Origin of the sequence: Rhizobium johnstonii 3841 (genome assembly GCF_000009265.1) — a bacterium.
Taxonomy (GTDB): Bacteria; Pseudomonadota; Alphaproteobacteria; order Rhizobiales; family Rhizobiaceae; genus Rhizobium; species Rhizobium acaciae.
Genome location: NC_008381.1, coordinates 126,482 through 138,952, shown reverse-complemented (window position 1 = coordinate 138,952; position 12,471 = coordinate 126,482). Strand labels below are relative to the sequence as shown.

At 57.6% G+C, this 12,471-nt stretch carries 8 protein-coding genes and 4 pseudogenes; 4 read left to right on the top strand and 8 right to left on the bottom strand.

Translation table 11 applies throughout. The annotated features are described in order from the left end of the window. Window positions 1-243 precede the first annotated feature (243 nt). A pseudogene (locus tag RL_RS38365) lies at window positions 244-853 on the bottom strand (lactate dehydrogenase); the annotation flags it as partial. A 416-nt stretch (window positions 854-1,269) separates the two neighbouring features. On the opposite strand from RL_RS38365, the gene RL_RS40820 reads away from it, so the two are divergent. Together RL_RS40820 and RL_RS28070 are read left to right on the top strand one after the other, a co-directional pair. After that, the gene (locus RL_RS40820) at window positions 1,270-1,467 is read left to right on the top strand and encodes a hypothetical protein (RefSeq protein ID WP_028744166.1); all 198 of its coding nucleotides are present in this window, start codon (window positions 1,270-1,272) and stop codon (window positions 1,465-1,467) included. Beyond that, window positions 1,457-3,520 (top strand): recombinase family protein, encoded by a 2,064-nt coding sequence (locus tag RL_RS28070; protein WP_011654186.1) that lies wholly within the window; start codon window positions 1,457-1,459, stop codon window positions 3,518-3,520. The genes RL_RS40820 and RL_RS28070 overlap by 11 nt, the downstream gene beginning before the upstream one ends. A gap of 23 nt (window positions 3,521-3,543) precedes the next feature. Here RL_RS28070 and RL_RS39935 read toward each other — a convergent pair. From RL_RS39935 to RL_RS28045, 7 genes and pseudogenes are all read right to left on the bottom strand, one after another. Next, window positions 3,544-3,674: pseudogene (locus tag RL_RS39935) on the bottom strand (integrase core domain-containing protein); the annotation flags it as partial. 31 nt (window positions 3,675-3,705) lie between these two features. Then, window positions 3,706-3,857: pseudogene (locus RL_RS40815) on the bottom strand (IS3 family transposase); the annotation flags it as partial. 222 nt (window positions 3,858-4,079) lie between these two features. Beyond that, window positions 4,080-4,280 (bottom strand): annotated as a pseudogene (locus tag RL_RS40810) (MerR family transcriptional regulator); the annotation flags it as partial. 467 nt (window positions 4,281-4,747) lie between these two features. Then, the gene (locus RL_RS28060; protein WP_011654184.1) at window positions 4,748-5,923 is read right to left on the bottom strand and encodes an E22 family MetX-like putative esterase; all 1,176 of its coding nucleotides are present in this window, start codon (window positions 5,921-5,923) and stop codon (window positions 4,748-4,750) included. A 167-nt stretch (window positions 5,924-6,090) separates the two neighbouring features. Continuing rightward, the gene (attM, locus tag RL_RS28055; RefSeq protein WP_011654183.1) at window positions 6,091-6,882 is read right to left on the bottom strand and encodes an AttM family quorum-quenching N-acyl homoserine lactonase; all 792 of its coding nucleotides are present in this window, start codon (window positions 6,880-6,882) and stop codon (window positions 6,091-6,093) included. Window positions 6,883-6,930: 48 nt separating this feature from the next. Then, window positions 6,931-8,091: an iron-containing alcohol dehydrogenase gene (locus RL_RS28050; protein WP_028744164.1), complete on the bottom strand. Its 1,161-nt coding sequence runs from the start codon at window positions 8,089-8,091 to the stop codon at window positions 6,931-6,933. Between the two features lie 25 nt (window positions 8,092-8,116). Then, window positions 8,117-9,568 carry an NAD-dependent succinate-semialdehyde dehydrogenase gene (locus tag RL_RS28045; protein ID WP_011654181.1) on the bottom strand — a complete coding sequence of 484 codons (1,452 nt, stop codon included), beginning with the start codon at window positions 9,566-9,568 and terminating at the stop codon, window positions 8,117-8,119. Window positions 9,569-9,645: 77 nt separating this feature from the next. Here RL_RS28045 and RL_RS28040 point away from each other — a divergent pair, with 77 nt between their 5' ends. Continuing rightward, the gene (locus tag RL_RS28040) at window positions 9,646-10,476 is read left to right on the top strand and encodes an IclR family transcriptional regulator (RefSeq protein ID WP_122330914.1); all 831 of its coding nucleotides are present in this window, start codon (window positions 9,646-9,648) and stop codon (window positions 10,474-10,476) included. A 582-nt stretch (window positions 10,477-11,058) separates the two neighbouring features. Beyond that, window positions 11,059-12,333, top strand: coding sequence for an ABC transporter substrate-binding protein (locus RL_RS28035; RefSeq protein ID WP_011654178.1), 1,275 nt, complete (start codon window positions 11,059-11,061; stop codon window positions 12,331-12,333). Window positions 12,334-12,471 lie beyond the last annotated feature (138 nt).

The following is a 12,471-nucleotide window of genomic DNA, read 5'->3' as shown; positions in this document are numbered from 1 at the left end:
CGCTCCCACGTAAGAGCTCGGAATCCGGGTTGAGTGGGAACAAAAAAATGGGCCGTCGGAAGAACCGAGGCCCATGAAGTGTGAAGGTCAAAAACCTCCAGAGGGGAACAGCTGTTGCGGCGGCACTGGGAGGAGACCGCCATGTGCATCAGTTGTGTGCACTATGACGATATTTTGATCAGATGGAAGGCATTTATTGTGCAATGCACCGATGCATATGCTGCACTGCTTCCAAAATCTGTTTCACTGACACGGACAGCAGTTCACCGCATGGCGGCGCGCCGTGCCCCATTCGGAGGTGCCAGCCGGAATCCAGGGCGCGCCGAGACGGGCGGTGATATCCGACGGCCGGAGGTCGGCAGGCTGGACGTCCTGCAGCGCTCGGACATTGCGCTCGCATACTGGATCGAGCGCCGCCGCCGCTTCGGCGACCCATGAGCTTCGTGCGGACCGGGCCGGAGAAATAAGCGTCAGATGTCTGCCAGGAGCCATCAGCGGGATCGCGGAAGATGGCGTCACCGAGTTCGTCGATCACAACGTTGGGGTCGCGATGCAGCAACTCGGCAATATGCTCGGGATCGACGCGGCCGCGTTCGTTGAGGACGACAGCCAGCGCATCGCCAGCACTGGCGATGACGGGTGGTGCCGGAGGAGAGATGACCCGATCGGTGAAGATCGGACCGGGCTTTGCCTTATCCGTTTCGACGTCGTAGTCCTCGATCGAGGCAACCAGCCAGCAATCCGGGTCGTCCAAGAACGGCTTGAGATTGGACCGGCGATGGGTTTCGCGGATCTCACCGCTTTCCTCATCCTCAGAGATCGAAACCGTTGTGTGGTTAATCGGCCCGAAGTCGTTGCGGCGATCGTCCCGGCAAAGTCCGCGGGGTTTTGGTATCCGAGCGATGAGTGCGGCCGGAAACGGTTGTACAACACGACGACAGAACACCCACAGGACGGAGGTTCGTGAGCTTTTATATCCGTGGCATCCTTGGTGCGGTCAGCTCGTGCATGTCCATGATGCGCTGGCCAAAGGTACGGACATTTTCCGCTGCAGCCTATCTGGTGCTTCTTCTGATCGGCTTTTTGAAGTCCCATCATGGATGTTCGACCGTTCCGTGAGCGGATATTGGCGCAGCCTGCCAGTTCCGCATGTCGATCTCGCGAGCCTGCATGCTTTGGCAAAGTTACTGGAAGACGCCGACGCCTCATCGCAATCTGCGGTAATGGGCGCAGCATTGGTCTCTCACGAAACGAGTCGGAGAGATGTCCATGCCTCGCCAGTCCATGACATGCCAGTTCGATCTGTTTTCGGCTCCGCAGAGGGGGATGACCGCAGGCATGCCACAATGGCCGGAGTTGCCGGAGGAAACCCGCCAGGCGCTGACGGTTCTCATCGTGCGGCTGTTCGTCGATCACGCAAACTGCGAGCGCACCTCCCAGCAGAAGGAGGCCGGTCATGATGCATGAGAAGATCGGGCCGCACCATCTGGAGCGGAAGGCTATTCTCTATGTTCGGCAGTCCTCGGCTCACCAGGTTCTGCACAATCGCGAAAGCAGTACCCTTCAATACGCCATGCGCGATCGCCTGACAGCACTTGGTTGGTCGCGCATTGAGACGGTGGATGACGATCTTGGTCGTTCGGCCGCCGGTGGTGTAACCCGCGCTGGTTTTGACCGGATGGTCGCCGAGGTCTGCCTTGGCAAGGTGGGGGCGGTAGCGGCACGCGAGGTATCGCGTTTTGCCCGCAACAGCCGCGATTGGCAGCAGCTCATCGAGATGTGCCGCGTCGTTGATACCGTTCTGATCGATCAGGAAGCGGTCTACGCACCACGCCAGGGCAATGACCGGCTGCTCTTGGGCCTGAAGGGCAGCCTCAACGAGTATGAGCTCGATCTCTTACGTCAGCGTTCCCTTTCCGCCCGCTACGAGAAGGCACGCCGCGGAGAGCTTGTCGTCACGGTCCCGGTCGGCTTTTTGAAGGTCGGTGACAGGATCGAGAAAGATCCCGACCGGCGCATCCAGGACGCCATTGCGTTGGTCTTCAACAAAGTCGCCGAACTTGGCAGTGCACGGCAGGCGCTTCTATGGTTCCTCGAACACGGGTTGGATTTGCCCGTCAGGCGCGCGGACGGTGATGTCATCTGGCGCAGACCCAACTATGCGACCATCCACCGGATGATTGCGAACCCGATCTACGGCGGCGCTTATGCTTATGGTAAGAGTCGTTCCGTCCCGGGATACGGTGGCCGATCTGGAATTCGCCGCAAGGCGCGTGATGAATGGTTGGCGCTGATCCCGGACGCACACGAAGGTTACATCAGTTGGGAAAGGGCGGAGGAGATCCGCAAGATGGTCAGCGACAATGTACCGGCCAGTCGCCATCATGGAGCGCCGAAGCATGGCGACGCTCTGCTTGCCGGCCTTTTCCGCTGCAAAAGGTGCGGCCGGAAGCTGACGGTTCGTTACACAGGAGCCAACCATAACATCCCGCGCTATTCCTGTTGGCGAGGGTTGCTCGACAACGGCGAACCACGTTGCATCGCCTTCGGCGGTTTGCGGGTCGATGATGCGATCGAGGAGGCGGTGCTCGGGGTGGTCGAACCAGGAGCTATTGCCGCCGCCATCGAGGCGGAACGCCGTATGGCCAGCCAACGCGACCAGGTTCAGGATGCCCTGCTGCGCGATCTCGAGGCAGCGCGCTATGCCGCCGACCGGGCATTCCGGCAATACGACGCGGCTGATCCGGAGAACAGGCTGGTGACGTCGGAGCTCGAAGCACGCTGGAACACGGCGCTCGCTCGCGCCGGCGAGATCGAAGCCAAGATTGCCAAACATCGGACGGTTGCGCCGCAGCCGATCCCCATGTCCGCATCCCAGGTAGCCGCACTTGCGGGGAACCTCCGCGCCGTCTGGACGGCGCCGACAACCGATGCAAGGCTGAAGAAGCGTATCGTGCGAACGCTCATCAATGAAGTGGTTGCCGATCTCGATGATGGAACCTCCGAGATCGTCCTCGTCATCCATTGGGTTGGGGGTGTCCACACCGAGCTGCGCCTGCCGAAGCGGCGCCGCGGGCAAAGAAACGCGACGCCTGACGATATTGTCGACGCCGTACGACAGCTCGTCCTTATCGCCAATGACGATGTGATTGCCGGTGTCCTCAATCGAAACGGACTGACGACCGGCAATGGCAATCGGTGGACACGGGAGCGGGTCACCGCGCTGAGGTCATATCGCAAGATTCCGGTCTTCCGTCCCCGGGTCGACGGGGTCGAGCCGTGGCTTAATCTGGGCGGTGCGGCGAAGTTGCTCGGGATAACGCCAAAAACGCTGCGTCTGGCGGCCGAGGCTGGCCAGATCGAGGGGGCTCATCCGCTACCCGACGGCCCATGGATCTTCAGCCGTTCAAAACTCGCCACCCCGCAAGCACATCAGATCCTCGATCGCGCCCGGCAGAACCCTCGACACCCCACAGGATCGCATCCAGATCAGGAAAACTTATTCCCTTCAACAACATAGAAAGATGGGCGTTATGAAACAGGATTGTAATCGTCCGTCCATTCAGCAATGGCGCGCTTCGGGCATGATCGAGGCCGAAAAACAGGCTTTCGTTGAGCAACTCGTCGTTGTTGCGACCCCAGGGAATCATCGGTTCAACCCAAAAGCCAGAGCGTTTTTCAGCAGCCTGCTAGACCGTCTTTCCGACACATGTCCTTCACCACCTCCCGCTTTCGAGCAGGCCTTAGAGCTTTCGCCGCATGACCTCCTGCAACATCTCGCGGACCAGCGCCAGATCTGCGAATGTTCGTTTCAACAGGGCGTTTTCGTCTTCGAACTGCCTCAGCTTCTTCATTTCCGAACTGGCATCACTCACGTCCCAAGGCGTGTCCGCTTCTGGCGAAGACGCCTCGACTTCGACGATTTCGCGGATCGCCGACATCTCGCTTAGGACCATCCGTTTCAACCGGGCGTTTTCGTCTTCGAACTGGTCCAGCTTCTTCATTTCCGGAGTGGCATCACTCGCGTCCCGAGGCGTGCCCGCTTCTGGTGAAGTGTTCCCGAGATCTTCGCGGATCCCCGCGATGGTGAGTCGTCCGCCTGCTCTGCGCGATGCGATTCGCTTTAACTGCGTAATGTGGTCAGCGTCGTACCGCCGGTGGCCCTTTTTTGAGCGATCCGGTACAACGAGACCCTCCTTCTCCCAAAGCCGAAGCGTCGATGTAGTAGATCCCGCAATACGTGCAGCTTCCGCAATGGTATAGATTTTTTTCTGGTTCATCTCGGCACTTTTGTTCATGCGCAATTTGCTGGTTAGAGGCACGCTCGATCCAAGGAAGCGCCTTGAACGCCGCAATGTTTGCAAAACGCGTACGTACAGGGAGACACGGGTACATTTCGAGAAAATACCCGTGGCGGGTCAAAAACAGTGCCGGATTTCATAACCACGTTTTGATCACTCGCAACAGCGACGCTAGCGAATTTATCAGTCAGCCGGCAAGGTCCTGATGTCCCAGGGCCAACGAGATCATGAAACTCGGCGCCGGGCTTGCAGGAAACGCGCCGCTCATCGTTCTCGACGACGCCTCGCGGCGAGTAAAAGCATAGCGGACCGGCTCGGCTATCTTGGACTTGCCGGAGGCCGCTATATTCTTAGGGAGTCCGAGGACGGTGGGTGTGGCCGAACACCGCCTCGAGCACGGCAGCGTCTGCTGCCTCGCCTTAAGCAAAGGGAGGGCCAGCCCGCTCCTATTTGGCCTCAAGGAATGCTCGAATTCGCTCTCCCGCCTGAGCAATGCTCAACAAGCCATCCATATGTCCTCGCGTACCTTCCAGTTCCACGAATTCGACCGGCGTACCGTCTGATTTAATAATCGTTCCTGTCCCGCGCACGGCATCTCCAGGAAAGATGAGGTCTTCATCGGTATAGATCAGCATCACGGGCACATCGATATTCAGAAGCCCTTTGTAGAGGCTGTCTTTGGGCTGTCCAGCGACGAACAGCTGATTGGCGCGCGCGAGATAAAGGAAATGGTTCGCATCTGACTGGGCTACTCGTGCTGCGCCCGCCTCGTTCAGCTTCGTGACAACCTTATAATCATTCGCCCAACTCTGCCCGGGATCCGCACCTTCGCTGGCCCAGTCACGCCCAAATGTACCGTCGGTCCATTCTGCCGAATTTGCCTGCAACGTTAAAGTCTTCATCGCTTGAGCCAGCCCTGCATTCGGCGCCTGGCCTGTGTAATAATCTCCACCGTTCCAGTTTGGATCCAGTTTGATCGGCGACGCCCATACGTCCAGCCACGCGATAAGGTTCGCGTCTGCCCAACCAGAGGAAATGACCGGAATCACCCGCTCCAACTTGTCGGGATAGCGTGCTGCCCATTCATAGCTTTGCAGCCCTCCCATGGAGGCGCCCATGACAGCATGCCATTTCCCAATCCCCAGTTGCTCCATCAGCCCTTTCTGCGTATCAACGAAATCGCCGATTGTCATGATCGGGAAATCCATACCCCAAGGCTTTCCTGTTTTGGGATTGGTCGTCGCCGGGCCGGTGGTGATGACATTCGGATCGTTGGCACCGAGATTGACGGGTGTGTCGACCGACACAACAAAGTATTTATCCGTATCAACGGGCTTGCCGGACCCTATGATCGCATCCCAATAGCCAGCGCTTACATCCGCCTCCTTATATTTTCCCGCCGCGTGACTGTTTCCGCTGAAATAATGCGGAATCAGGATGGCATTATCCTTGGCGTCGTTCAGCGTGCCATAAGTTTCATACCCCAGCCGCATTTCGGGAACCGTCCTGCCTCCACGTGTTACGAAGTTTTTCAGGGTAAATTCCCGCTTTTCAACCAATGGCTCGTACGCCAATGCAGGGCCGGCCATCATGGCAATAGTGATGAGTATTTTCAGACGCATTTACTTCTCCTTGGTCGGATTACCAACGAAACAAAGCGGTGGCCTCAGCCTTCCAAAGCCGTATCCTAGTCACTGGATTTCACATTGATCCAGGTCAAAACTTCTCAGCTTCTAAGGGGCTTATTCGCCCCTGTGGGATCATGTCGCCGCCAGACCGCGGCGACTTCTCAAGAGTAATACTCTGGTGCCTTCTTGAAGGTCGACCACGCAGCTGGGTCGTGACCGGTGACGACGTTTGCCCCCGTCCTTTCCGCGATTGTGCGCAGCTTCTGTACAGAGCGAACAGTATCCACCGTCGATGCGAGGAAGCCCGGCAGCGCCTTTTCTTCCCAATGGTCGAGTGTGTAGGCGGCATCGATCGTCAGAAGCAGCGGTTCGCTGCTGGGAAGGCGGACGAGAAAGGATTGATGGCCCATCGCATGGCCAGGACTGAAGATCGTCGTCAGCGTTCCGTCGCCATAAACATCATAAAAATCGTCTTGAGTGCCGTTCAAAAACTGCCATTTCAGACCCGGGCGATCGAAATCTTTGCGGATATAGCCGCCACCGGCAAACCAGTCGGGCGTGAAGGCATATTCATATTCGGCCCTCTGCACGATATGCGTGGCATTCGGAAAGCGGCCGATCGCGCCGGTATGGTCGAGATGCAGGTGGGACTGCACGACATATCTAACCTCGGCCGGATCGAAGCCGAGAGCTTTGACCTGATCGACGCAGCCTTTGTCCTTGTCAAGAACGGGCCAGTACACGTCGCAAATACCGCCCCAATGGCCGCGGGGGTCCGTTGCCACTTCAATGGCGTTGCCACCGTCGATGATCGTGTGACCGTCGGGATGGGTGATGAGGTAAAAGGGAACCGGGATTTCGTAATCAGCGCCATTTCCCTGATTCATTTTGATGTTGTGCACCTTGCATTTCAGGGTGCCGGACTGAAGCATGTAAAGTCTGATATCCGTCACGTTGGATCCTCCCGCGGTGATTTGAACGGTGAATTTCTGCGGAAAGCTTCAGAAGGCTTCCCGATAAAGGGCAAGCGCGTCTTCTTCCCGGACTTCGACCGGATTGTTGACGAGAAGGCGGGTTTGTTTCATCGCGTCTGCGGCGAGCATGGCGAGACTGTTGTCGGTTACACCGACATCGCGAAGCCGTCGCGGCGCGCCGCTTTCATCCATCAGCACCTGCATATGGGCAACAAAGTACTCCGAACGGGCCGTGGCGTCGCCGCTTCCCGTGACGCCAAGCACATCGGCAAGCTCGGCGTAAAGCGGGGCAGCTGCCTGCGCATTGTAGCGAAGGACTGGACCGAGCATCAGAGCGTTCGAAAGACCATGCGGAATGTGATAATGTCCACCCAACGGATAGGCCAATGCGTGGACGGCAGCCACCGGGGAGTTGGAGAAGGCCTGGCCCGCAAGAGTTGCACCGAGAAGCATGCCTTCACGAGCATCCCGATTGGAAGGCTCCTTGCAGGCAGCAATAAGATTGCGGCCGAGCAGCCGCAGGGCTTCGCGTGCCAACGCATCCGAAAGCGGGTTTTTCTTGTGCTTGCTGGTATAGGCTTCAATGGCGTGCACCATCGCATCGATACCAGTTGCGGCGGTGTGAACCTGCGGCAAACCGACGGTAAGTTCTGCATCCAGCAGCACGAAATCCGCGTATAGCTCCGGCGACACGACCCCCATCTTGGTCGTCTCGCCTGTGGTGATGATGGAAATATTGGTAACTTCGGAACCTGTGCCTGCCGTCGTCGGAACGAGAACGAGTGGGAAGCGCGCGCCCTGAACTTTGCCGACACCATACATATCGGCGAGTGATTGTTCTGATGATAGCAGCACCGCCGCTAGCTTGGCTATGTCCAAGGACGAGCCACCACCGAGACCAATGACAATATCGGCTGCGACTTGCCGCGCCTCCTCGACACAACCATACAAAACGCTTTCCGGTGGATCGGCCACAACCTTGTCGAAAATCGCCACACTGAAACCAGCCGCCTCCAGACTGGCGGCAATGGGTGCAATCATCCCAGCCTTCACCAGGCCCGCGTCGGTGACCAAAAGCACCTTGCGCGCAGCGAAACGCGCAGCGATGATTTGACCTATTCGTTTAGCTCCGCCCCAAGCCATCTCCATGGATGGGACAGTTCGAAATTCGAATGGATTGATCGTCATTAACTCCTCCCTCATTGTCAGCCGTTTACGCGATGGCCGAGCACAGATATTTGATTTCCAGATAGTCATCGATTCCGTAACGGGAGCCTTCCCGTCCGAGGCCGGACTGCTTGACGCCGCCAAATGGCGCCACCTCGTTCGAGATCTGACCGGTGTTATGACCCACCATGCCGTATTCCAGCGCTTCGGCCACTCGCCATGTCCGGCGGATGTTTTCAGTATAAAAATAGGCAGCCAATCCGAATTCCGTGTCGTTGGCCATAGCGAGCGCCTCTTCCTCTGTCTCAAAGCGGAAGAGAGGCGCGACTGGCCCGAAGGTCTCCTCGCGGGCGATCTTCATCGCTTGTGTCGCTCCTGTCAGGACAGTCGGTTCGAAGAATCTCCCGCCGAGGCTGTGTCGCTTGCCACCTACGACCACTTTCGCGCCCTTCCCGATCGCATCGCTAATATGGTCCTCGATCTTGGCGATGGCCTCAGCATCAATCAGCGGTCCAATTGTTACATCCACCTGCGTGCCTTCACCGACTTTCAGCGCAGAAACCTTCGCCGCAAGCTTTTCAGCGAAGACATCGTAAACACCCGACTGCACGTAGATACGGTTTGTGCAGACACAGGTCTGACCAGCATTACGGTATTTCGACGCGACGGCACCGTCGACGGCGGCATCGAGGTCGGCGTCGTCGAAAACGATGAAGGGTGCGTTGCCGCCGAGCTCCATGGACAGTTTCTTTATCGTCGGCGCAGACTGCGCCATGAGAATTCGCCCCACCTCGGTCGACCCGGTGAAAGACAGTTTTTTGACTATGTCGCTTTCCGTCAGCACCTTGCCGATCTCGCGTGATTTTCCTGTCACAATCTGGAAAACGCCGGCGGGAATACCCGCCTGTTCGGCTAGTACGCCGAGAGCCAGCGCCGTGAGGGGTGTCTGCTCGGCCGGCTTAACCACCATGGTGCAACCGGCAGCCAGCGCAGGCGCCGCCTTGCGTGTGATCATTGCTGCCGGGAAGTTCCACGGCGTGATTGCGGCGCAGACACCGATCGGCTGCTTGAAAACCAGGATGCGCTTGTCGGTGGTTGGTGCGGGTATGATGTCCCCATAGACCCTCTTTGCCTCCTCGGCAAACCATTCGATAAAGGAGGCGGCGTAAAGCATTTCCCCCCTGGCTTCGGACAGCGGCTTGCCCTGTTCAGCCGTCATCAGCGCGGCCAGATCGTCCGCGTTTTCTATTATCAGATAGAACCAGCGGAGCAGGACGGCCGCTCTTTCCTTCGCTGCAAGCGCGCTCCACGAACGGAAGGCAACTTCGGCCGCTACGACCGCCTGCTCAACATCTCCCGCCTCCAGTGAAGGAACGGTGCCGACAATCTCCCCCGTCGCTGGGTTCTTGACGGCGATGTTGTTCTGAGAGCCGGCAACCCATTTGCCATCTATCAGGCATCGATCGCGCAGGAGTTCCGTTTTTTTTAGATTGACCATGATCTCCTCCAAGCATACAATTCATTTAATTGAACCACTATCGTTATATTGAACTAGCCTGACAGGAGGTATTGGAAGTGTCAAGTACAAGACGCGCCGCAGTGGAAGACACTGCGATCGGCAAATCCGTCGATTCTGTTCCGGCTCTCAGGCGCGCGGTTTCGATCCTCGATCTTGTCACCAATTCTGGCGGCGCAATGTCGGCCGCCGACATCACACGGGCGATGTCGTTGCCGAAGAGTACGGCGCACGGGCTACTTGGTGTCATGGTAGAGCTCGGCCTGCTCGTTCGCAAACAGGACGGCACGTACCGCCTCGGCCCGCATCCTATGCGCTGGGCGCACGGCTTTCTGTCCGAGATGGACATCGTCTCGATTTTCCGAAATTATTTCGCTTCCGATACCACATTGTCGCCTTACACCGTCACATTGACAACTCTTGACCGTGACGAGGTCGTCTATATTGATTGCCGAAATTCCGACCAGCCCCTGGGGCATACTTTCCGGATTGGAATGCGTCTTCCTGCCACCTTTACCGCGACCGGCAAAATGCTGCTTTCCGAAATGCCGGAAGATAAACTCGAGGCGCTGTTCAGCGCAAACTTTCCTCCGCCCATCACCTCCAGAAGCGTCAAAAATCTTGGCTTGCTAAGGCAGGAGCTGGCTGACATCCGTACGCGCGGTTTTTCGATCGATAACGGTCAGGTTCGCGAAGGGATGATTTGCATCGGCACCGCTGTGCGAGATCATACGAGATGCGCGGTTGCCGGCATTGCCATCAGCCTTCTGGAAAGCGAAACAACTCCGGTGCTTATCGAGTCACTCGGAGAGACGATGCGCAGATCAGCCGCCATTCTTTCTGAGCAATTGGGGCATAACAGCTCATCACTCTTCCGTGACGAAGGATAGCGTAGCATTTGGCGAGGGCGGAAATTCATTGCCGACCGAGGGAGACCTGGTGGGGTTGGCTCCGTTTGGGCAGCGCGTCTGTTCCTTGACCCCAACGCAGTCCCAGCCTCGAACCGAAGGGCTGCAAAAATCTTTCATCTGGGCTCACAATCAATCCGATGCGATATCGACGTGTGACCGTCGGGTGATCGATGTCGCGGTTTCCCGCTTCAGTCGAGAATAGCTGCATAAGCAGGCTAACGAAAATCTTCTCCACGTCGACTTGTTGATGAAAGCTTTGCCAGAACCGAGCTCTTGGGGAATTCACGAGAAGCCGTCCTCATATTCAGTGATTCTTCGTGCGCCTTACGGTTCTTTTTCCCTTTCGGAACAGTTTGCGCCGCGGCTTGTACTCGCTTGTTGGCTGGACAGTTGTTCCAGCATCTTGACGCTGGTTGCAGTTTTTACTATACACAGTATTGAACTACGTTCAATATATTGAACTATGTTGCGCCACCGCAGCGTGAGAGGACGCTTCGGCCTACACCGCAAGGGCATGTGTCTTTGCATCAGATCCGGCAATTGCCGTAGAGGAGGAAATCTATGAAAAAGTCGTGGTCTCTGACCATTGCAGCGATCTTTCTGTCCGCCCCCGCTGGCCTCTTGGCTCAGGAGTCAAAGCCCTTCACGATTGGTGTCGTGACGTTCCTGTCCGGCGCACCGGCCGGTCCCTTCGGCATACCCGCAAAGATTGCCGCCGAAGTCTTCGCCGAGCAGGTCAATGCCGGTGGCAAGCTCCCGGCGCCGTATGACAAGGTCGGCTTCGGCGGCCGTCCGATCGAACTCGTCGTCATCGACGAGGCCGGTGGCACCACCAAGCAGGTTTCCGAACTACGCAACCTCGTCGAACAGCAGGGCGTAGACATGATCGTAGGCTACACGTCCTCGGGCGATTGTCTTGCGGTCGCGCCTGTTGCCGAAGAACTGAAGACCATGACACTTCTCTTCGATTGCGGCACGCCGCGCATCTTCGAGGAAGCTGACTACGAATATGTATTCCGCCCCGTTGCAACCGCGACGATGGACAACGCCGGTGCCGCACTCTACGTCAACGAGACAGTCAAGAAATTCAACACCTACGCCGGCATCAACCAGAACTACGCCTGGGGTCAGGACGCCTGGAACGACTTCGAGGGCACACTGAAGAGCCTTCGCCCCGAAGTGACGCTGACGACCTCGCAGATGCCGAAGCTCGGTGCCGGTCAGTACAATACCGAAATTTCCGCAATTCTCGGCAGCAAACCCGATATCATTCATTCGAGCTTCTGGGGTGGCGACCTTGAAGGTCTCGTGCTTCAGGGAGCGCCGCGCGACCTATTCAAAAACGCCACTGTCGTTCTGACGGCAGGCGAAACGGCGATCCATCGCCAGGCCAAACAAATCCCAGATGGCACCATCATCGGCGCCCGCGGTCCAAACGGTATCTTTGCACCGGAGAACGCTTATAACGACTGGTTCAAGGCCGCTTACAACGCCAAGTCCGCCACGCCACCCAGCTATCCGTCCTACCACATGGTGCAGACGCTTTTTGCGGCGAAGTTCGCTTATGAGAAGGCACAGGGCGGCGACACCGCCAAGACGCCGACTACCGAGGAGATCGCCGCTGCTCTCAAGGGCGCCACCTTCCAGGGTCCCTCGGGCGAAGTGAAGATGTCTTTGGGCAAGGGCAACCAGGCTGTGCAGGAAATGGTCTATGGCCGCACCAAAACCGTCGATGGCAAGCTCACCTTCGTCGATGTGATCCGTTACGCCCCGGAAAGGGTGAACCCACCGGAAGGCATGACCAGCCATGAGTGGATCAAGAATAAGCTCAAGTGATCTATTCACCGCGGCATCGCACGCGGGGGTTTCCCGGCGCGTTTGGCGTCGCAATCCCTTTTAAGCGGTTTTCACCCGTCGCGCGCCACGCTGGCACCGAAAGATGAATCCCGCCCCTTGTTTCGAAATGGTGTGTGA

Bases quoted from the DNA above. Each gene is read 5' to 3' on its own strand.
- RL_RS28045 (WP_011654181.1), bottom strand. From the start codon at position 9,568: ATGGTCAATCTAAAAAAAACGGAACTCCTGCGCGATCGATGCCTGATA.
- RL_RS40820 (WP_028744166.1), top strand. From the start codon at position 1,270: ATGCCTCGCCAGTCCATGACATGCCAGTTCGATCTGTTTTCGGCTCCG.
- RL_RS28050 (WP_028744164.1), bottom strand. From the start codon at position 8,091: ATGACGATCAATCCATTCGAATTTCGAACTGTCCCATCCATGGAGATG.
- RL_RS28060 (WP_011654184.1), bottom strand. From the start codon at position 5,923: ATGCGTCTGAAAATACTCATCACTATTGCCATGATGGCCGGCCCTGCA.
- RL_RS28035 (WP_011654178.1), top strand. From the start codon at position 11,059: ATGAAAAAGTCGTGGTCTCTGACCATTGCAGCGATCTTTCTGTCCGCC.
- RL_RS28070 (WP_011654186.1), top strand. From the start codon at position 1,457: ATGATGCATGAGAAGATCGGGCCGCACCATCTGGAGCGGAAGGCTATT.